Source organism: Dyadobacter pollutisoli (assembly GCF_026625565.1).
Lineage (GTDB): Bacteria > Bacteroidota > Bacteroidia > Cytophagales > Spirosomataceae > Dyadobacter > Dyadobacter pollutisoli.
Window position 1 is genome coordinate 7,243,156 of sequence record NZ_CP112998.1, and the last position, 20,838, is coordinate 7,263,993.

The 20,838-nt window shown below is 45.1% G+C and carries 24 protein-coding genes; 10 read left to right on the forward strand and 14 right to left on the reverse strand.

Annotated features, from left to right (window positions below; all coding sequences use genetic code 11):
* Positions 1-63: 63 nt before the first annotated feature.
* The 4 genes from ON006_RS30105 to ON006_RS30120 form a co-directional block, all read right to left on the reverse strand.
* On the reverse strand, positions 64-600 hold the full coding sequence (locus tag ON006_RS30105) for a YceI family protein (protein WP_244822162.1): 537 nt from the start codon (positions 598-600) through the stop codon (positions 64-66).
* Between the two features lie 32 nt (positions 601-632).
* Complete coding sequence (locus ON006_RS30110; RefSeq protein WP_244822161.1) at positions 633-971, reverse strand: avidin-fold protein; 339 nt, start codon at positions 969-971, stop codon at positions 633-635.
* Positions 968-1,354, reverse strand: coding sequence for a VOC family protein (locus tag ON006_RS30115; protein ID WP_244822160.1), 387 nt, complete (start codon positions 1,352-1,354; stop codon positions 968-970). Before ON006_RS30115 ends, ON006_RS30110 begins: the two co-directional genes overlap by 4 nt.
* Positions 1,355-1,421: 67 nt before the next feature.
* The gene (locus tag ON006_RS30120) at positions 1,422-2,231 is read right to left on the reverse strand and encodes a DUF6597 domain-containing transcriptional factor (protein ID WP_244822159.1); all 810 of its coding nucleotides are present in this window, start codon (positions 2,229-2,231) and stop codon (positions 1,422-1,424) included.
* 294 nt (positions 2,232-2,525) lie between these two features.
* Between ON006_RS30120 and ON006_RS30125 the strand changes: the two genes are divergently transcribed.
* Both ON006_RS30125 and uvrB read left to right on the forward strand, forming a co-directional pair.
* Positions 2,526-3,380 carry a cupin-like domain-containing protein gene (locus ON006_RS30125; protein WP_244822158.1) on the forward strand — a complete coding sequence of 285 codons (855 nt, stop codon included), beginning with the start codon at positions 2,526-2,528 and terminating at the stop codon, positions 3,378-3,380.
* Positions 3,381-3,457: 77 nt separating this feature from the next.
* Positions 3,458-5,476 (forward strand): excinuclease ABC subunit UvrB, encoded by a 2,019-nt coding sequence (gene uvrB, locus ON006_RS30130; RefSeq protein ID WP_244822157.1) that lies wholly within the window; start codon positions 3,458-3,460, stop codon positions 5,474-5,476.
* A 2-nt stretch (positions 5,477-5,478) separates the two neighbouring features.
* Here the strand turns inward: uvrB and ON006_RS30135 are convergent, their stop codons facing one another.
* The 3 genes from ON006_RS30135 to ON006_RS30145 form a co-directional block, all read right to left on the reverse strand.
* Positions 5,479-5,775, reverse strand: coding sequence for a type II toxin-antitoxin system RelE/ParE family toxin (locus ON006_RS30135; RefSeq protein WP_244822156.1), 297 nt, complete (start codon positions 5,773-5,775; stop codon positions 5,479-5,481).
* Positions 5,762-5,977: a hypothetical protein gene (locus ON006_RS30140; protein WP_244822155.1), complete on the reverse strand. Its 216-nt coding sequence runs from the start codon at positions 5,975-5,977 to the stop codon at positions 5,762-5,764. Before ON006_RS30140 ends, ON006_RS30135 begins: the two co-directional genes overlap by 14 nt.
* 94 nt (positions 5,978-6,071) lie before the next feature.
* Positions 6,072-6,602, reverse strand: coding sequence for a 5' nucleotidase, NT5C type (locus ON006_RS30145; RefSeq protein WP_244822154.1), 531 nt, complete (start codon positions 6,600-6,602; stop codon positions 6,072-6,074).
* Between the two features lie 114 nt (positions 6,603-6,716).
* Between ON006_RS30145 and ON006_RS30150 the strand changes: the two genes are divergently transcribed.
* The gene (locus ON006_RS30150) at positions 6,717-7,466 is read left to right on the forward strand and encodes a DeoR/GlpR family DNA-binding transcription regulator (RefSeq protein ID WP_244822153.1); all 750 of its coding nucleotides are present in this window, start codon (positions 6,717-6,719) and stop codon (positions 7,464-7,466) included.
* A gap of 14 nt (positions 7,467-7,480) precedes the next feature.
* Here the strand turns inward: ON006_RS30150 and ON006_RS30155 are convergent, their stop codons facing one another.
* The 6 genes from ON006_RS30155 to ileS form a co-directional block, all read right to left on the reverse strand.
* Positions 7,481-7,639 carry a hypothetical protein gene (locus ON006_RS30155; RefSeq protein WP_244822152.1) on the reverse strand — a complete coding sequence of 53 codons (159 nt, stop codon included), beginning with the start codon at positions 7,637-7,639 and terminating at the stop codon, positions 7,481-7,483.
* A 96-nt stretch (positions 7,640-7,735) separates the two neighbouring features.
* On the reverse strand, positions 7,736-8,131 hold the full coding sequence (locus tag ON006_RS30160; protein ID WP_244822151.1) for a hypothetical protein: 396 nt from the start codon (positions 8,129-8,131) through the stop codon (positions 7,736-7,738).
* Positions 8,132-8,165: 34 nt separating this feature from the next.
* On the reverse strand, positions 8,166-8,945 hold the full coding sequence (locus ON006_RS30165) for a 3-hydroxyacyl-CoA dehydrogenase (RefSeq protein WP_244822150.1): 780 nt from the start codon (positions 8,943-8,945) through the stop codon (positions 8,166-8,168).
* 7 nt (positions 8,946-8,952) lie between these two features.
* Positions 8,953-9,111 carry a hypothetical protein gene (locus tag ON006_RS30170; RefSeq protein ID WP_244822149.1) on the reverse strand — a complete coding sequence of 53 codons (159 nt, stop codon included), beginning with the start codon at positions 9,109-9,111 and terminating at the stop codon, positions 8,953-8,955.
* Between the two features lie 25 nt (positions 9,112-9,136).
* Positions 9,137-9,580: a DUF6934 family protein gene (locus ON006_RS30175; RefSeq protein ID WP_244822148.1), complete on the reverse strand. Its 444-nt coding sequence runs from the start codon at positions 9,578-9,580 to the stop codon at positions 9,137-9,139.
* Positions 9,580-12,999 (reverse strand): isoleucine--tRNA ligase, encoded by a 3,420-nt coding sequence (gene ileS, locus ON006_RS30180; RefSeq protein ID WP_244822147.1) that lies wholly within the window; start codon positions 12,997-12,999, stop codon positions 9,580-9,582. The genes ON006_RS30175 and ileS overlap by 1 nt, the downstream gene beginning before the upstream one ends.
* 180 nt (positions 13,000-13,179) lie before the next feature.
* Here ileS and can point away from each other — a divergent pair, with 180 nt between their 5' ends.
* Positions 13,180-13,809: a carbonate dehydratase gene (gene can, locus ON006_RS30185; protein WP_244822146.1), complete on the forward strand. Its 630-nt coding sequence runs from the start codon at positions 13,180-13,182 to the stop codon at positions 13,807-13,809.
* A gap of 104 nt (positions 13,810-13,913) precedes the next feature.
* Entirely contained in the window at positions 13,914-15,080 is a 1,167-nt protein-coding gene (locus ON006_RS30190; protein ID WP_244822145.1) for a PepSY-associated TM helix domain-containing protein, read from the forward strand.
* 3 nt (positions 15,081-15,083) lie between these two features.
* On the opposite strand, the gene ON006_RS30195 is transcribed toward ON006_RS30190, so the two are convergent.
* Positions 15,084-15,851: a glycoside hydrolase family 16 protein gene (locus tag ON006_RS30195; RefSeq protein ID WP_267609931.1), complete on the reverse strand. Its 768-nt coding sequence runs from the start codon at positions 15,849-15,851 to the stop codon at positions 15,084-15,086.
* A gap of 176 nt (positions 15,852-16,027) precedes the next feature.
* On the opposite strand from ON006_RS30195, the gene ON006_RS30200 reads away from it, so the two are divergent.
* The 5 genes from ON006_RS30200 to ON006_RS30220 all read left to right on the forward strand — a co-directional run bounded on the left by ON006_RS30200 (position 16,028) and on the right by ON006_RS30220 (position 20,808).
* A complete protein-coding gene (locus tag ON006_RS30200; protein WP_244822143.1) occupies positions 16,028-17,038 on the forward strand; it encodes a bile acid:sodium symporter family protein in 1,011 nt (336 codons plus the stop codon).
* Position 17,039: 1 nt separating this feature from the next.
* A complete protein-coding gene (locus ON006_RS30205) occupies positions 17,040-17,663 on the forward strand; it encodes a DUF4230 domain-containing protein (RefSeq protein WP_244822142.1) in 624 nt (207 codons plus the stop codon).
* A gap of 28 nt (positions 17,664-17,691) precedes the next feature.
* Positions 17,692-19,068 carry a glutamine synthetase family protein gene (locus ON006_RS30210; RefSeq protein ID WP_244822141.1) on the forward strand — a complete coding sequence of 459 codons (1,377 nt, stop codon included), beginning with the start codon at positions 17,692-17,694 and terminating at the stop codon, positions 19,066-19,068.
* 269 nt (positions 19,069-19,337) lie between these two features.
* Entirely contained in the window at positions 19,338-19,805 is a 468-nt protein-coding gene (tnpA, locus tag ON006_RS30215; RefSeq protein WP_244822140.1) for an IS200/IS605 family transposase, read from the forward strand.
* A 229-nt stretch (positions 19,806-20,034) separates the two neighbouring features.
* Positions 20,035-20,808, forward strand: a complete 774-nt coding sequence (locus ON006_RS30220) for a glucose 1-dehydrogenase (RefSeq protein WP_244822139.1) — start codon at positions 20,035-20,037, stop codon at positions 20,806-20,808.
* The last annotated feature ends 30 nt before the right edge of the window (positions 20,809-20,838 follow it).

A 20,838-nucleotide genomic window follows, 5' to 3' on the forward strand; every position in this document is an offset into this window, starting at 1 on the left:
AATTAATCCTGAAAAGAACGGAGTAATGAGAGATGAAAACGGGATTGGTAATGGGGAATCGGTCTATTTAATGACAGCGGCGAGCGAGACGGTGACAATGTCTTTGAGCTTCCAGTCTTTCTCACCGATTTTGTAATCCAGGCGGTTTACATCGAATGTACTGGAAAGGGTGTAAGTACCGTCAGCATTTTTTTTGGCTTCAAAAGGCAATGTTACAGTCTTCGATACGTCGCGCATCGTGAGTGTACCGGTGGTTTGGAACTTGCCGTCTTTCTTCTCCACCTTCGAAGACTTGAAATGAATATCGGGATACTTTTCGACGTAAAAGTACTTTTCACTTTTCAGGTCTTTGTCCCTTGAATTACTGTTGGTCTTGAATGTAGCCGCGGCAATTTTCACATCAAAAGAAGCTGCGGACGGATTTTTTTCGTCAAAAACCGCAGAGCCTCTCGGTGCTTCAAAGCTTCCTTCGCAGGTACCCAATATGAATTTTACACTGAATTTAGTGCTGCCGGAGACGATCTTTGAAGTTTGAGCAAAAGTATTGCCCCATCCAGCAAAGATGAAAACAGACAGGGCAATTTTGATAATGTGTCGCATTGGAGCCGGTTTTTGAACAAAACAATATAACGTTATTTTTCCTCCAAAAGCGATTCTCCTTCCGACAAATCCCCGGAAGTCCATCGCCATTTCTCATGCATACGAAGTTTCCCGTTCGGAAGTTGCTCAGGAGTCGAATAACAAACGCCGGTTGTGATCTCGCCTTTGTCATTGACCTGATGATAACGCATATCGAGATTGCCCTGATCATCGACCAGGGCAATCAAATGTCCGGTGACTATCCTGCCCCCCGAATAAGTTGAAGTGACGATATTACCCGTTTGCTTATACAAAAACTGCATTTGCAGATCCACTTCACCATTTTCAGAATTAGCAAGCGGAATAAAAACCTTATTATCGTAATTAATCATAGAACAGAAGTTATCCACCACACATTGCCGCAGGGGTCGGTTACCCCGCAGCTCCGACCGTAATCCTGGTCGGCAGGTTCCATTACTTTGGTTGCGCCTTCCGACAATGCTTTTTCATAAGTGTCGTCGGCATTTGCTACGTAAATAAACATATTTGCCGGTTGCGCAGGCCATTCGGCGCGGGCATCGCAAAACATAATAGTACTGTCGCCGATCTTTACTTCCGAATGTTTGATCAGGGCCGGGTCATCCTCCTGTAAATGTGTCGAAACAATTTCGCCACCGAATACATTGATTGTGAATTCTTTAAATTTTGCGGCACCTGTCAGCATTAAGTAAGGCATTAATGTTTGATGGCCGTTTGGGACTTTTACATTGCTCATAATTTTTTGTTTTAAGTTTAAGCAAAGGTACCGGCAGCCTATACCTCAAAATTGGAAAAACACGACATTATACATCGCGGTAGCCGGTACCCTCAGTTCTTCCTGAAAAGTAGAACCTGGGATGGTCGCCGGAGAATGCTTTGAAATCATGAATAAAATGGGACTGATCGTAGTAGCCGCATTCATAAGCGATTTCGGTCAGCGATTTTTCTTTATCACCATAGGCATTCAATGCGGACTGAAACCGGATGATACGCGAGAAAAGTTTGGGACTAAAACCTGAAAACGCCTTGAATTTTCTCTCAAACTGCCTGGTAGAAAGAAAACTGCTTGCCGCAAGTTCCGGCACGCTGGCAATACCATTGCTTTGGATGATCTGGTTAATGACTGAAAACACGGCGGGTTCGGAAGGCTGATTTTTACGAAGGCAATTTTCCAGGAACTCCGACATAACCCTGACCCTTTCCGAGGTACCTGCGGCCAGCATCATTTTTTCTTCCAGTTCGGCTCCTGTGTTTCCAAGAAACGTCACAATATCCGGCATTTCATTACTGATTTCAGTCGATGGAATGCCAAAAAGCACTGGTACAGCGAAAGGATAAAGGTACACCCCGAAAATCCCGAAGTCTTCGCGGATAAGGAACCGGCGGAAAGATTGCGATTGCCCGTGAACTCCTGAATTGAACGATAACTCGGTTTTATCATTGGCCAAAAGTTCATCGAACCGGCCTTTGTAATGAAAGATCAGTTCCGCGCAACCGTCGGCCATAGTACGGTGAATGTACGGTTGCCCCACGGATACTTCATGTTCAAGAACCCAAAAGGACCGGACGTACCGGGCTAGCGCAGGAGATGGAGAAATAGTGAAATATTTCATGACGGACAGTCCATATGCTATTGTGACCTGGCTTGAAGATAACAGATTGCTTGCGAAAAGCTTATTCCTGAACTTCGTTTTTCAATTCAATTCGGGGATATTTGTTAATCTACTTGATCTATATATTTTAAAGATAAATTTTTATTATGTGTTCTTAAATTTATATTTTTGAAATCTCTTTAATACATTTGATAGCATTTATGACGGTCTGAATTGTTTCATGATTGTCGCTGTTAATCTATTATTTAACAGTATTAATAACATAGTCGATTACCTTACTACTCAGTTTCTATTATGAAATTAGTGCCCATAGAGAAGCGTAGCGGACTTACCCGCGAAGAATTTATTGAGAATTATTTAAAGCCAAGCCGTCCAGTTGTTTTTACGGATTTGGCAAAAGACTGGCCTGCGGCACAAAAGTGGACTTTTGAATGGCTGAGAGAAAATCACGGCAGCCTTGATGTTCCTTTGGTTGATAATCATATCCACGACGCGGATAAATATTTTCAGATAGCCAAAACAATGAAGTTCGGGGACTATTTGTCGCTCATTGAAAAAGGGCCCACAGACCTTCGTATTTTCTTGTTTGATATTTTCAAAAAGATCCCAGAGCTGGCAGACGATATCCGTTTTCCAACCATTATGGACGGATTTTTGAAATCATACAAATTTGTATTTTTCGGGGGGCAGGGTTCCATTACCAATCTCCATTACGATATGGATTGCTCCAATGTATTCCTGACCCAATTTCAGACCAGAAAGCAGGTAATATTGTTCTCGCCGGAAGAGAGCAGACGCCTGTACCATCACCCGTTCACTGTAATGAGCAAGGTAGATCCCCTTGATCCTGACTACGAGAGATTTCCAGCCTTGAAAGGTGCCGTGGGACATGAAACGATCCTGCATCACGGAGAAACGATTTTTATCCCGTCACTTTGGTGGCACTATATCCGCTATGTAGATGGCGGTTTCAGTCTGGCTTTACGTGCCAATAACTCTATTTTCACGGCCGTGCGTGGCGGAATGAACCTGGTTCGGCACACGTTCGTGGATAAGAGTATGACTAAGCTGCTGGGTATTGACTGGCAGCATTGGAAAGAAAACAAAGCTGCTGAAAACGCGAAAGCCGTTTTGCAGGAACAAGCATAAAGTTACACCGGACGCATTTCAAAGAAACTAATATATCTTTGAAATGCGTTACAAACGGTACTGCTTTACTACTTGTTATGGATTTTGAACTGACTTCTAATTACCAACCTACGGGCGATCAGCCCGACGCGATCGAGCAACTTGTACAGGGAATAGAGGCTGGCGAACCAGCTCAGACCTTGCTCGGTGTTACAGGTTCAGGAAAAACATTTACGGTGGCCAATGTTGTGTCCAAAGTAAATAAGCCAACACTGGTACTGAGCCATAATAAAACGCTGGCCGCTCAGCTCTACGGCGAATTCAAGCAGTTTTTTCCTAACAATGCCGTCGAGTACTTTATCAGCTACTACGACTACTACCAGCCGGAAGCATTCATTTCCAGCACCAATACTTACATTGAAAAAGACCTGATGATTAACCAGGAAATAGAGAAGCTGCGGCTGCATACTGTTTCGTCGCTGATGAGTGGCCGCCGGGATGTGGTTGTGGTGGCGTCAGTGTCGTGCATTTATGGTGCTGGTAACCCCAATGAGTATAAGAAAAGTATCGTCAGTGCCAAGCTGGGGGACATTGTGAGTCGTAATCAGTTCTTGTTCCGACTAGTGGAAATTCTTTACAGCCGTACCGAGCTGGAATTTAACAGGGGTAATTTCCGTGTAAAAGGCGATACGGTTGATATATTTCCTGGATACGCCGATTTCGCGTACCGGATCATTTTCTTCGGCGACGAAATTGAAGAAATTCAACGCATTGAACCTGAAAGTGGTAAGAAAATTTCGAGCGAGCGCGCCATTGCGATCTTCCCGGCGAACTTGTTCGTGACGGGAAGGGACGTTTTAATGCAGTCGATCAAAGAGATACAGGACGATCTGGCGATGCAGATCAAATATTTTACAAAGGAGGGAAGGCTGGCAGAGGCAGAGCGGGTGAAGGAGCGTACCGAATTTGATATGGAAATGATGCGGGAACTGGGTTACTGCTCCGGTATCGAAAACTACTCACGATACTTTGATCGCCGGAATCCGGGACAACGACCATTCTGCCTGCTGGATTATTTTCCTGAGGATTTCTTAATGGTAGTGGACGAAAGCCACGTAACCATGCCTCAGATCCGCGCGATGTGGGGAGGCGACCGTTCCAGAAAAGAAGCATTGGTAGAATATGGTTTCCGGCTACCTTCCGCATTGGATAACCGCCCGCTGACATTTCAGGAATTTGAGGATATGACACCTCAAACGATTTTTGTGAGCGCTACGCCTGCGGACTATGAACTGCGTAAATCAGAAGGGGTAGTTGTAGAGCAGATCATCCGGCCTACCGGACTGCTCGATCCGGAAATCGAAGTACGGCCAAGCCTGAACCAGATTGATGATCTTTTGGAAGAAATCAACAAGAGAATTGCAATGGGGGACAGGGTGCTCATCACCACTTTGACCAAAAGAATGGCAGAGGAGCTGAGCAAGTACCTTGACCGGGTCGGTATCAAATGCCGGTACATCCATTCCGAAGTGAAGACGCTGGACCGCGTGGAGATCCTGCGAGAGCTCCGGCTGGGTGTTTTTGACGTTCTGGTGGGTGTAAACTTGCTACGCGAAGGTCTCGATTTACCCGAAGTTTCGCTGGTAGCGATTATGGATGCCGACAAGGAAGGGTTCTTGCGGGATACCCGCTCCATGATCCAGACGATTGGCCGCGCAGCGCGTAATGATCGCGGAAAGGTAATTATGTACGCCGATGTGATGACCGGTTCTATGCAGCTGGCTATTGACGAAACCAACCGTCGCCGGAGCATTCAGATTGAGTATAATATTGAGAATGGAATTACGCCTAGGACGATTCTGAAATCCAAGGAAGCCATTATGGAGCAAACTTCCGTGGCCGACTCGAAAGTACGCAAAGTGTACGTCGAGCCTAGTGAAGTCCGCATTGCAGCTGATCCGGTGGTGCAGTACATGGGTAAAACCGATCTGCAAAAACTCATTGCCGAAACGCAGCGCAAAATGGAGTCCGCAGCCAGGGACCTCGACTTCCTGGAAGCCGCCCGACTACGCGACGAATTGCTGCAATTGAAAGAGCGGGTGAAGGAAAGTTCTTGATGCTAAGTCAAGAACTTTTTCGGATTTCGACTGGTGTGAAAGATGGATACGACAAATACAGTGTCGCTGTCAACCCAGTACGCGATGACGAAGGGAAAGATTTTTAGAGGGGCGAAATGCAGCTCATTGTCATATTTTGCTGCGAATTTGAGTGGATTGTCAGCAATTGAATCAAGGTATTTTGATACCTCTTTCAGAAATCGGTTACCTAATCCCTTTTGTTTTTCATCATACCAATCGAAGGCTTCAGAAAACTCTATTTCAGCAGGTTTTAAAAGGCGAACATTATAAAGACCCATGTTCACTTTTTATTTCCTCCCAAGAGCGTGATGTTATTTTTCCATCCTGGAAAGCTTGCTTTCTACTAAGTAACTCTTCCCTGGTTTCATCGGAAACGAAGAATTCATTTTCAAGAGCACGTTTGACTTGTATTTTCTCGATTTCGTCCAACCCCCTGATAACATCTACCAGCTGATTAATAGAAATATTTAATGAAACCATAGTTTTACAAGGATAAAATTAACTACCAAAGTATCTTAAAGTTAGCAAAACAATATTGTTTTTCCGTCCAAGTAAGCCTTAGTTTTAGCAATGCTTACTCTGCAGCTAACAATTCCAGTGCTTCATCCCAGTTATTCACACGGCGGTATTTGTCGATTCCCCGATTGTGGCCGGCAGTGAAGAGGATGGGTGTTCCCTGACAGAAATCCAGGTTTTTAAGGTGATCATCAATCAGGTAGTCTGTGTTGATGACTCTTTTATCGCCGCAGAAAACGATATTTTTCCAGTGAATGAATGGAAAATGTTCGGCAAGCCAGTCGTATTTTTCAGACAGTGAGTTTGGAAATTCCATTGCTGCCGAAACGATAAATACATCAAAGTTCTCCTGTAACTTCAGCAATGCTTCCTGGGCGCCGGGAATCAGCGGAGCGTTACGAAAAAAGCCGGGCTTGTATATCAAACTCCTGGCTGCCAACGGATCCGGGAAAGCCTGGTCTTCGGGGATACCGTGCATTGCTTCTTTGGTCACTTGTATCCCAAATTCATTATGATACCATGCGATCCAGTTGGTTTCGATATCGACAATCACATTATCCATGTCGATAGCTATTGATTTTCGGGTCATTTTGAATGATGCTTTAATTTGCAGTTATTTGCAACAAATATAGCTAATATTTGCAATTAAATGCAATATTTTGGTTGGCGATTTAATAACTTTGCAGAAAACAAAAAGCGCATTATGTTAAAAGAGGAACGCTTCCAGATCATACTTAAACAATTAGGAATAGATCAAAAGGTGTATCTGGCGGGCCTGAGTACCTTGTTGAATGTGTCTGAGGACACGATTCGGAGGGATATTAAGGAGCTGGCAGATCAGGGACTGTTAAAATCAGTCAGAGGTGGGGCTGTTCCGCATTCGCCCGGACCGCACCATTTTCGTGACCGGATGCTGTATGATAATGACCAAAAGCAAATTATTGCAAAAAAGGCGCTTGGCTTTCTGAAAGACGATCAGGTCGTTTTGTTTGACGGTGGTACTTCTGCCATGCTCATTGCGCAAATGTTGCCGAAAGATCTCCGGCTGACCGTCATTACGAATAGTTTCCCCATCGCCTCATTGCTCGAAGAACATGAGCATGTAGAAGTGCTATTTGCGGGAGGTAGATTATTGAAAAACTCCTTTGTGACGATTGGAAGCGATACGGTTCAGTTTTTCAAGAAATTCAGGGCGGATATTTGCCTGTTGGGGATCTGCAGCATTCATACTGAGTTGGGCGTCACCGGCCCACATTATGAGGAAAGTGAGGTAAAACGGGCAATGATCGGAGCGTCGAAGGAAGTGATTGCGCTTGCTACCACGGAGAAGCTTGGAACGGCGGAGGCTTACTATGTCTGCCCGACTGACCAGTTGTCTGTGATTATCACTGATCAGCCGGCGGACAACGATGAGTTTAAAATATATAATGATTTGGGAATCAGAATGGTTTGAATTTTCATTCAAACTTAACCTTTCTTGTCTGGGATCGTTTGTTCGATTTTAAAACAAGAATCATCGATCGATTTGACATCCTGATCAATGGCGCTGGCAAAGCCCAGCATATAGGAAACAGCCAGACGCCAGAGCCATTTCCGGATATTTTTTAATACAATATTGAATTTCATCTTCCATTTGGGATTGAAGAATAGGGCGGATTGAATGCATAGAATTATGCTCCGTCGTGATTGAACAGCAAAGTGGGTGAGCCTGACTAAATTAAATCAGGAATGGAAGATGAGTGGCTCCTCGGTGGTGAATGTTCTGTACAGAAGGTGCTGGATCATACCGGTTCTTATCGTAACCAGTTTAACCGAAAATGAAAGGGTATTTTGAACTACAAGATCGTCGTGCCTCTTTGAGATAGCCGAAATGCAGGCAAATTGAACATTCCTGGTATGGGCTTTGAATTGAACATTGCGAGCAGGTAGCGCACAAAAATTATAGACAGAGCGGTCGCGGGAAGCATGATCAGCATGCTTTTCAGCGATAGGGGCTGCATCCGCTTTCCGGTCATCATAACTGACTTCCTGAGAAAGAAATATTCCTGACGACAGTATCGCCATAAACAGCCAATGCACTATTGACTGCTTTTTAGATATGTTTCGAAATATTTCCATTGCCATAAAGATAATACAAATAACTCATAGTGAGCTACCTGGGAGCCATTCTGATCGCACCGTCCAGGCGGATCACTTCGCCATTCAGCATTGGATTCTCGACAATGGATTTTGCAAGCAAAGCATATTCAGAGGGGCGTCCGAGCCGGGAAGGAAAAGGTACCTGCTGACCGAGCGACAAACGCGCTTCTTCGGGAAGCCCTAGCATCAATGGAGTTTCAAATAACCCCGGAGCAATCGCCATGACGCGGATACCTGATTTGGCCAGGTCGCGGGCGACGGGTAATGTCATGCTCACGATACCGCCTTTGCTAGCAGCGTAGGCGACTTGTCCCATTTGTCCGTCGTAAGCCGCTACTGAGGCTGTGTTGATGATTACACCGCGCTCACCTTCATCATTCGGCATATTTTTTTCCATGGCAAATGCGGCCAGCCGCATTACGTTGAATGTTCCAACCAGATTAACACGGATTGTTTTTTCAAAATCTTCGAGAGAATGTGGGCCGTAAATACCGTCGGTTTTGCCCACGATTTTTCTGGCTGGTGCAATGCCGGCGCAGTTGATAACAATTTGAATGGACTGAAAAGTCAGAATGGCTTCATCGACAGCGCGCTGAACATCCGGCTCACTTGAAACATCTGTTTTAACGAATTTCAGCCGAACCGGAAATTCGCGTTCCAGCTTTTCCCCGGCAACTTCATTCAAATCGAGTACAACAACATTTGCACCTTGTCCTAAAAACAAACGGGCGGTAGCTTCCCCTAATCCGGAAGCACCGCCTGTTATTATTGCTGTGGAGTCTTGTAATTGCATAAGGTTTTTATTTCCTCAGCATCTGTTCAGGAATGGGATGCTTTTCAAGAAACTTGCGAGCCCTTTCTGTTTTTTCTAATACAATTTTAGGTACTGGAAGGTTATCTAGCTTTGGGTCGTAAGTGATGTTGTCGGTTTTCCCTGACTTCTTATCTAAAACTTTCATTTTTGCGAAGACTGTTTATATAAAGTTAAGCCTTTTTCTCTATTAAAAAACCTTCAAAATTGATATTAGGCTCAAACGGAAACCATTGATCATCTCGAAGGCCACTAATAAGCAAATCAGATTCCACCGGATCATAAACTTTTGATATAGAAATTTGATACAATCGGGTTCTAGCCCGTGTGCTCCCTTCGAAATAGACTTTATTGCCAGGGGTTGAATCAAGAAACTTATGAATAGCAGATATTACAGTAACCAGGACTTCCGCCATGTCACCGTTGTCTGTTACAGTTAAATCGCTATAACTACCCGTGATTTTATCATAGTCTACCAATGATAAATTGTAAATCTCGGCTGTTAAAGGCGTAAAATATAATACTTTAACGAAAACACCCCGCTTTCCTATACTTTGGAACTGAAAGCGGGTGTTGTCGTCGTTGCTTTGGGTGGGATACGCCTCGTACTGCCCCATTAAACCACCTCAATCTTAACCTTCAATAAAAACTCATCCATTTCAATCTCCGTAGCCTCACCGTTTAGGTCGCTTACCAGGCTCAGATCCAGTGCCTGTACCTCCTGGCAGATATAGTCTTTGTTGGCGGTAATAGCATTGGCGAGCAGGCCGTCATTGTTTTGTAATGTGATCTTAATCTTGTCCGTAACGTCAAAACCGCTGTCTTTACGAAGGTTTTGAACGCGGTTCACGAAGTCACGGGCGATGCCTTCCAGCCTGAGATCGTTTGTAATGGTAGTATCCAGTGCGACGGTCAAACCTCCTTCGCTTGCTACCAACCATCCTGGTACGTCTTCGGCAATGATCTCCACATCGCTGACGGAGATATCTAGTACACCATTCAGGATAATGTTGCCTTTTTGCTCTATTTCTTTGATCTCGGCCTCAGTCATGGCCGAAATTGCTGCCGCTACTTCCTTCATTTTTGGCCCGAACTTCGGACCCAACGTCTTGAAGTTAGGCTTGATTTTCTTTTTGAGAATACCGCTGTCATCATGAACAAACTCCACCGCTTTCACATTTACCTCTGTCAAAATGATGGAAGTTACCTGCTCGATCTGGCGTTTGGTATGATCACTTAAAACCGGGATCAGGATCTTGGATAGCGGCTGACGCACCTTGATCTTGTGACCTTTGCGGATCGAATGAACAAGTGAGCTGATCGTCTGCGCCAGTTCCATTGACTCTTCCAGGTCTGCGTCTACTACGCCGCCTTCGATTTTCGGCCAGTAAGTAAGGTGTACCGAATCGTATTTGAAAGCAGTGTTGTTTCTAACCGAAGCCTCACGGTCGATATCAGTGAGGTTTTTATATAACCATTCACCGAAGAAAGGAGCGATTGGCGACATCAGTTGCGCTACTGTAACAAGGCAATGTTGCAAAGTTTCGTATGCAGCCTGTTTGTCTTCCGTCAATCCGGTACCCTGATCCTGCGAAGGATTCCAGAAGCGGCGGCGGTTCAAACGGATATACCAGTTGGAAAGCTGATCGGTCACAAAATCCTGGACAAGACGACCGGCCTTGGTAGGATTGTAATCATCAAACTGCTCACCGACTTCCTTGATCAATGTATTCAGTTTTGACAAAATCCAACGATCCAGCTCAGTACGTTTTTCGACCGGGACTGAATTGGCCTCATGGAACTCATAGCCGTCCAGATTGGCATACAATGCAAAGAAATTGTAAGTATTAACCAATGTTCCGAAGAACTTCCGCTGCACTTCACCGATTCCTTCAATGTTGAATTTCAGGTTGTCCCAAGGCTCAGCATTGGTGATCATGTACCACCTTGTAGCGTCGGGGCCGTATTGCGCAAGTGTCGAGAAAGGATCGACTGCATTGCCAAGGCGTTTGGACATTTTGTTTCCATTTTTGTCCAAAACCAAACCGGTTGACACTACATTTTTAAATGCAACCGAATCAAACAACATTCCCGCAATCGCATGCAGTGTGAAGAACCAGCCGCGTGTCTGATCTACGCCTTCTGAAATAAAATCGGCAGGGTAGCTTTGATCAAATATTTCCTGATTTTCAAATGGGTAGTGCCATTGAGCATACGGCATTGCTCCTGAGTCAAACCAAACGTCTATCAGGTCCGGCTCACGGTGCATCACATGGCCTTTTTTCGAAACCAGCACAATGTTATCCACATAAGGACGGTGCAGATCGTAATCTCCGTGTTCCAGTTTTAGCAGGTAATCGGAGTTAAGTCTAGCCTGATCCCTCGTTAAATGTCCCGAAATGATCGCCTCTTCCAAAAGATCTTTCAATTCTTCGATTGACCCCACGCAAATTTCATCACCATAATCGTTGCGCCAGATCGGCAGCGGCGTACCCCAGTAACGTGAGCGCGACAGGTTCCAATCCACCAGATTTTCCAGCCAGTTTCCAAAACGTCCGGTTCCCGTGCTTTCCGGTTTCCAGTTGATCGTTTTGTTCAATTCCACCAGCCTGTCTTTCATAGCCGTGGTTTTGATAAACCAGCTATCCATCGGATAATAAAGAACCGGTTTGTCGGTACGCCAGCAATGTGGGTAAGGGTGTTCGTATTTTTCTACTTTAAATGCTTTACCCTCTTCTTTCAGTTTGATAGCGATCAAAACATCGGTCGCGCGGAATTCGGGGTCATTTTGCTCCTCGTCCGAATAGTATTCAGGCTTCACAAAACGGCCGGCATAGTCGGTAATTTCTTTAACAAAACGGCCTCTGCGATCAACAATAGGAACTTCTTTCCCCGTTTCATCTTTTACCATGATCGCGGGGATTCCATTGGCTTGCGCCACCCGGAAATCGTCCGCACCAAAAGTAGGGGAAGTATGTACTACGCCAGTACCGTCTTCGGTAGTAACAAAATCGCCGATGATCACGCGGAACGCAGGTGCCTCAGGCTGAACATAAGGCATGAGCTGTTCATATTCAATGCCTTCCAGATCCTTGCCTTTGAATTCGCTCAGGATTGACCAGGGCAATAGTTTTTTATCACTGGCCGCAAAGCCGTCAAAATCACCATCCTGACCTTTTTCTGAAAAATATTTGCCTATAAGGTCCTTCGCCAGAACAACAGCTACCGGCTCGTAAGTGTAAGGATTAAACGTTTTTACCAGTACATAACTTATGTTCGCACCCACAGTCAGCGCCGAGTTTGCAGGCAATGTCCAGGGAGTTGTGGTCCAGGCGAGAATGCGGATATCAAGACTTGGTAAGTCTTCAAAAATTTGCCAAGTCTCCGCGTCTTTCACCTTGAACATCGCTACTATTGTCGTGTCCTTTACATCCTTATACGTTCCCGGCATGTTCAGCTCATGAGACGAAAGGCCGGTTCCCGCAGCGGGAGAATAAGGCTGGATCGTGTAGCCTTTATAGAGCAAATCTTTGTCATACAGCTTTTTGAGCAGGTTCCAAAGACTTTCAATGTACTCGCTTTTGTAGGTAATGTATGGATTTTCAAGATCCACCCAATACCCCATTTTTTCGGTCAGGTCATTCCATTGGTCCGTGAATTTCATGACCGTCTGGCGGCACCTTTCATTATATTCTTCAACGGAAATGGTCTTCCCGATGTCGTCTTTTGTGATACCAAGCTCCTTTTCAACCTGCAATTCGACCGGGAGACCGTGCGTATCCCAGCCACCTTTGCGTTTCACCTGAAACCCTTGCAACGTTTTGTAGCGGCAAAAAATATCTTTAATAGCACGCGCCATCACGTGGTGAATCCCCGGTGTTCCATTAGCGGAAGGAGGGCCTTCAAAAAATGTAAAAGTAGGAGCCCCCTCACGGGTTTCGACGGACGCTTCGAAGATCTTTTGGTCTTTCCAGAATTGCAGCACCTCGTCTCCGATTTTCGGATAACTCAGGTTTTTATATTCGTTATATTTCATATGGGCTGTTAGCTTTCAGCGCATGGCTGTTAGCTGGTAATGTAAATAGCACTATATTCTAAACCGATTCCTGATTTTAAGAGTGCAAAATTAGGGATTTTTTCTACTTAAAGATTGCCGCGGTTTCAATGAATATGTGATAGATTGCATTATTTTGGTACTTCAACCATCATTTACAAAATGGAACTCATTAACCGCCTATTAACCGCTAATAAATCGTGGGCAGCCCGGCAGCTCGAAGTTGACGAAACGTATTTTGACAATCTGTCGAAAGACCAGAAACCCGATTTCCTTTGGATCGGATGCTCCGATAGCCGCGTGCCGGCTGAGGATCTGACGGGCTCGCAGCCGGGTGAAATGTTTGTACATCGGAACGTCGCTAACCTGGTCGTACATACCGATATGAACATGCTCAGTGTGCTACAATATGCAGTGGAGGTATTGAAAGTGAGACACATACTCGTGGTAGGACATTACCAATGCGGGGGTGTAAAAGCCTCGATGATGCATAAGGATCTGGGTCTCATCAATCGCTGGCTGCATAATATCAAGGATGTTTACGACAAATACGCTTCCGAACTGGACGCCATTGAGGACGAGAAAATACGCTTCGACCGACTAGTGGAACTGAACGTGATCCAACAGGTGCAAAACCTCGCTCAAACGAGCATTGTACAAGGCGCGTGGAACCAGGGGCAGGAGCTGCATTTGCACGGTTGGGTGTTTAGCTTGCACGATGGGCTGGTAAAAACCCTCACCCACATGCCGCCGACAACAAAGGTGGAAGGCATTTACCGCTACGACTTCTGATTATAAAAGCCTGCCCCGCGCAGGCTTTTCTTTTGGCAGTTAGTGATCTTCGTATTACCTTAGTATTTTAATTGAGTCTAAATAAGCAATTGAAGTAATAAGGGATGAAAAAACTGATTGGTAAACTGCATCTTTACCTGGGTCTGGCTTCGGGAGTTATTGTGATCGTTATTTCCCTGACGGGCTGCATTCTGGCATTTGAACAGGAAATCAAGAGTTTTACACAGCCTTACATGTTTGTGGACGGGCCTGTCACCGGTAAAATGTTGCCTCCTTCGGTGCTGGCTGCTAATGCCGAAAAAGCGATCCCCGGAAAAAAAGCGAACGGCGTACTTTACGATCTTGCCAACCGGAATGCGCAGGTTGGTTTTTATAATGCCGATCCCGAATACTACTACGTTGTCTACATTAATCAGTACACCGGAAAAGTAGTGAAGGTTTGGGATGAAGACGGAGATTTCTTCCATTTTATACTCCACGGACATTATTATCTCTGGCTTCCGGAAACCATCGGACAACCCGTAGTAGCATCAGCCACATTGATTTTTCTGGTTATGATGATCAGCGGACTGGTATTGTGGTGGCCGAAGAACAAATCCGCCGCGAAACAAAGATTTTCGATCAAGTGGAATGCAGCATGGCGTCGTAAAAACTATGATCTGCATAATGTATTTGGTTTTTACATCATGTCAATTGGTGTGGTATTGGCCGTAACAGGTCTTGTTTGGGGCTTTCAATGGTTTTCTCAGGGGCTGTATACAGCTACTGGCGGCGAAGGTTCGGATGTTTATTACAATCCGAAGTCAGACACGACCGTTGTTTCCACGGTTTCAAAACCTATGCAAGCTGTCGACCGGGCATGGTATATTTTGCAAAGGGAATATCCGAAGCATTTAGGGCTCAACATTTCATTCCCGCAGCTCAAATCCGAGTCGATTTACTCCTATGTCAATTTCAGGGAAGGAACTTACTACAAAGTTGACTATACCTATTTTGACCAGCATACATTGAAAAAAATCGATGCAAAAGGGCCTTATACCGGCAAGTATAGCGAAGCCAATTTTGCACAAACACTGCGTCGGATGAACTACGATATTCACACCGGTGCCATTCTGGGCCTTCCGGGAAAGATCCTGATGTTCTTTGCCAGCCTGATCTGCGCTACTTTACCCGTTACGGGTTTTGTCATCTGGTGGGGCAGACGGAAGAAAAGCCCTAAGCATATCAGAAAGAATTTACGATCCAGGAAGCCCGACCTGATCGGCCGGTAGCCTTTACTGTTTCTGATAAACTCTCACGTAGTCAACTTCAAATTTTGCCGGAAAGGTTGTTTTGGATGGATCTCCGCCATTGTCCCCTGCAACGGCCATGCCCAGCAAAATATAATGTGGATGACGGAACGGATGAATGCTCTTGTCCCGGACATTAATGGTTTTTGACAAATCCTGCGAAGTAAGAAGTACGTCATCGACATAAAGACCGATCGAGTTTTCATCCCAATCCATTCGCCAGACGTGAAATTTATTGGACCATTCAGGGTCATTGAATGAGCTGAGCGGCTTTTTAACCGAATTCCAGATAGGCTTATATTGCTCCGCGGAACCCCAGGCCAAATTGGCAAGAAGCATATTACGGTAAAATTCCATGATGTCGATTTCGCCATTGTCGGGCCATTCACCCTTGTTGCCTAATGTCCAGAATGCAGGCCACAAACCCGACCGCGTGTCGATGCGGGCCTTCATTTCGAAGCGGCCGTACTGCCAGCTTTTCTTGCCACGGGTAATAATACTGGCCGAAGTGTACTCGGCATATTCTCTGTTTTCCTTCCAATTACTGCTCCCAGCGACGTAATTCGGGTTTTTCTTCTTCTCTTTTTTTGCTTCAATAATCAGGAGGCCACCTTTGCAATAGGCATTCTCGCCCTGGAACCATTGCGCTTCATGGTTTCGGACAAAACCTTGTTCCGGCCGCCAAACGGCAGGGTCAATAGCACCATCTTTGTCAAATTCGTCGGACCAGACCAACTTCCATTGTGCTTGCACTGTTGGTATAATATTTAGGATTAGTAATGCTGTTAACAACCATTGTCTTGTCGAAAAGGAGATCATGTGACGGGTTTTGAGAGGTTATTTGCTCGATTTTGTCAGGGTTACAAAGTAAAGTATTAATATGCAGAATGAAGCTGGCAATGGGAAGAGGATGATTAAATGCGGGAAAGATGACTAAAATTTTTGAAACGGCGAAAAAAGCGGGATTGGACGGTTTCATGCTGGCATTGATCGGAATGATCGTTTTGGCGTGGCTATGGCCTTATCCCGGCATGAAAGAAAGCCCTGTTCCATTATCTACGATTTCGACTTATACGGTCTCGGTCATATTCTTTTTTTACGGATTAAGGCTCAGTCCTGAAAAACTACGTGCAGGCTTGGGCAACTGGAAACTGCACTTGATGGTACATTTGTCGACATTCCTGTTATTTCCGTTGATCGCTTTGGCTTTCAGGCCATTGTTTGTCTCAGACGAAAGTCAAACAATGTGGCTTGCGATCTTTTTTCTGACTTCGCTTCCTTCCACAGTTTCGTCTTCCGTCGTGATGGTTTCCATTGCAAAAGGTAACATTCCCGCAGCTATTTTCAATGCGAGCATTTCCAGTCTGATCGGGGTTTTTATTACGCCATTTTGGATGGGATTGGTAATGGAAGCCGGTCCTGGGCATTTTGATCTGCTTTCGGTAGTCGGAAAGTTGGCGTTGCAAGTATTACTTCCGGTATTTGCCGGTATTGTGCTGAACAGTCGGTGGGGACATTTCGCGGAAAAGCATAAAAAGTACATCCGTTATTTTGATCAGTCTTCCATTTTGCTGATCGTCTATACCTCGTTCTGTGAATCCTTTGGCGAGCATTTGTTTAGTTCTTTGGGAATAAAAGAAATTGTATTTTTAGGGATGGGAATGTTGGCGATGTTTTTCGCGATTTACTTTTTACTGACATTCATCGGCGGTCTGTTAGAATTTACCCGGGAAGATCGGATAACTGCTGTATTTTGTGGCTCTAAAAAATCACTGGTACAAGGTGCCGTTATGTCAAAAGTGCTGTTTTCAGGAGCTCAGGCAGGCATTATGTTATTGCCTATTATGCTTTACCACGCATTGCAGCTCATTGCAGCTAGTATCATTGCCCAACGTATGGCGCGGGAAGTGGAGGAGGAAGTTGCTTTAATTGAAAAATAATATGCGGTTGATTTCGTGGTTGGTAAAGTTACTGGTTCTGATTTTTTTATTGGCAGGTATCCAGTCATTGTGGACTAATTTGCGTTCCGGCAACCTGATGCCTGACTGGCTTAGCGGGGAAGACAAAACCGAAACAATGCACACTGTAGTATTGCAGGAGATCAGCGCGATGGGTAAGCTGGAACTGGTTAAGTACAATTTCAAGGATGTGGTAGAGGAAGAGATCGTGAAAATGTGGCTTCCCAATGCCAAGGCAGTACTTATTGTACAGGGAGAAGCGATAGGATGTGTGGATTTAACCAAAATAGTGATCGCGGACATCAGCTCGGACGACGAAACATTGGTGGTGCACATGCCTGATCCTGAGCTTTGTGTTTTTAAAATAGATCACAGTAAATCAAAGGTTTATAACACCGAATACGCTTTCAATGAAGAAGGAAAACTGGTTCAGGAAGCATACAAACAGGCTGAAAAACAGATCCAGAAATCAGCCCTGGACATGGGAATATTAGATCAAACAAAGGAGAATGCAAGGAAAATCCTGACACCGGTTTTGGAAAAAGCATCTGGCAAAAAGGTGTTGCTGAAATTCCCGATGAATACCAAAATAGACAAATTGCGCTAACATAAATCTTGTAAACTAACCCTTTCTGATGAGTAAAAAAGGATTCCTTACCCAAGAAGAACTTCAATCCAAAATTGGAGAGGGCTTGATCGAAACCATTGTTGTCGCTTTCACAGACCACTATGGGCGGCTCATGGGAAAGCGGGTGGACGCTGATTATTTTTTGGAATCGGTACTTAAATCCGGGACGCACGGATGCAATTATTTGCTGACTACGGACATGGCCATGGAGCCGGTACCAGGTTATGAGTATGCCAACTGGGAGCTGGGCTACGGGGATTTTCATCTGGTACCCGATTTAAATACATTACGCATTGCCGACTGGCTGGAAAAAACAGCGCTCGTCATTTGCGATCTGCATAATGAGAAATCGCATGCATTGGAATCCATTGCGCCAAGGTCAATCCTCAAAAAACAGCTTGCAGCCCTGGAAACAGACGGAATGCAATGTTTTGCGGCTTCTGAATTGGAGTACTACTTGTTGGAAAACAGCTACAAGCAAGCATTTCAGCAGGGCTACCAGAATTTGACACCTGCCGGATATTACCTGGAAGACTACCATATTATGCAGGGAACGCGGAATGAAAAGTATACTTCGGCAGTCCGCAGACACCTGAAAAATTCGGGTATACCGGTTGAAACTTCCAAGGGAGAATGGGGGTTGGGGCAGCACGAATTGAATGTAAAATATTCGGAAGTGCTTCCTATGGCCGATAACCACATTGTTTACAAGCAATGTATGAAGGAAGTGGCTGACGCGATGGGATTGTCGGTGACATTCATGGCGAAGTTCGCGACCGACCAGGCCGGTTCCAGCAGTCACATTCATATGAGTTTGTGGAAGGACGGAGAGAATGCTTTTGCAGGCGATCAGCAGTTTGGCCCGGTGAAAGGGTCGGATCTGTTTCGTTGGTTTTTGGGTGGCTGGATCAAGCATGTGCCTGACGTCATGCCTTTTTACGCCCCGACGGTGAATTCATATAAGCGTTTCGTGGATGGTTCCTGGGCGCCAACGCGGCTTGCGTGGAGCTATGATAATCGTACGGCGGGTTTTCGGGTGGTGGGAAGTGGGGCAAGCCTACGCATTGAATGCAGGATTCCGGGTGCGGATTGTAATCCATACCTGGCCTTTGCTGCTTCCCTGGGCTCGGGTTTGGATGGAATTAAGAATAAAATTGAACCGCCGGAATGTTTCATCGGGGACATTTACGCCGCCGCGCATTTGCCGAGAGTACCCTATACATTAGCCGAGGCGACGGCTTTGTTCGAGCATAGCGAATTTGCAAAAAACACATTCGGCAGCGAAGTAGTAGCCCATTATACCCATTTTTTCAAAACCGAACAAAGAGCCTACGACACTACGGTGACGGATTGGGAAAGAAGGCGGTATTTTGAACAGATATGAATGGGAGAACGGGGAGATGTTTTACAAACAGGCGGCCCCGCCGGGGCCAAAAAATCCATAAACCATACCGTTTTTCTACAAACAGGTTGCTCCTCCGGAGCAAAATGCAAGCCGCAGAGCGGCTCCCTGTTTGTAGAATTGGGGAATTGATTTATTCGTATTGGGCCCTGGCGGGGCCGCCTGTTTATTGCAATGCAGATGTTGCAACAGACGCCGGATAAGGTTCCTTGTTATATAATTTCAATGTCACACACTAATCATCAAAAAATATGGCAGACACTTATTCGAAAATTTACCTGCAATTTGTTTTTTCGGTTAAAAACAGACAATCTCTAATTCCAAAGGAACATAAAGAAGAATTGCACAAATACATCACTGGCCTTGTTCAAAACCGAAAAGCGAAGATGCTGGCAGTCCATTGTCTGCCAGATCATGTACACATTTTTGTTGGGTTTAAACCTGCGTACTCAATTTCAGAATTCATTAAAGAAATTAAGGTTGAAAGCAACGAATTCATTAATGCAAAACAATGGACAAAGTATAAATTTGAATGGCAGAAAGGATTCGGTGTGTTCTCATATTCCCATTTGCACATTGACTCGGTTGTCAAATACATTTTGAATCAGGAAGAGCATCACCGGAAGAGGAAATTTCAACAAGAATACATTGATTTTTTAAAGAAATTCGAGATTGAATTTGACGAAAAATATTTGTTTGATTTTGTAGATGAAGGTTAGGATGCTCCTCCGGAGCAAAATGCTAGCCGCAGAGCGGCTCCCTGTATCTAGAATGCAAGATTGATCATCGGATGTTTGGCCCCAGCGGGGCCACCTGTTTGTGCGAATGTAGGATGCTATTAAATGAGCGCCAATTTGCGGTTTTATCCGACGATTTCCACTTTGTCAATTTAACTAATACCGAACTCAAATTACTATAAATCATATTAACCGTTAATAAACAAACCCGATGCGTTTAGAAAATAAAGTTGCCCTTATCACTGGTGGTAGTGGCGGAATTGGCCGCGAGACAGCACTTTTGTTTGCAAAAGAAGGAGCCAAAATTGTGGTAACTGATGTAAATGATGCCGCCGGGCAGGAAACGGCAGATGAAATTGTCAAAAATGGCGGGGAAGCATTTTTTCTGCATTCTGATGTTTCCAAAGCTGCCGACAACGAGGCGGCCGTGGCGTTTGCAGAAGAGAAGTTCGGAAAGTTGAACATCATTTTCAACAACGCAGGTATCATGCACAGCGACGATGACAACGCCATGACTACCGAAGAGGCGATCTGGGACCTGACTATGAACATCAATGCGAAAGGTGTATTTCTAGGGTGCAAATATGGCATACCGGCATTGCAGCGTGCAGGCGGCGGGTCTATTATCAATACGGCTTCGTTCGTAGCGATCCTCGGCGCGGCTACTCCGCAGGTGGCGTATACCGCGAGTAAAGGTGCCGTGCTTGCTCTCACACGTGAACTCGCGATCATTCACGCACGTGAGAACATCCGTGTGAATGCATTATGCCCGGGGCCATTGCGTACCGAACTGCTGATGAAATTTTTGAACACCGAAGAAAAGAAACAACGCCGCCTCGTTCACATTCCTATGGGCAGGTTCGGTGAGGCAAAAGAAATGGCTTATGCAGCATTGTTCCTGGCGTCGGACGAGTCGTCATTTGTTACCGGAACAGACTTTTTGGTTGACGGAGGTATCACTTCTGCATACGTAACACCACTTTAATTTAGAGCAAGAAGAAATCTCATTTCTTCT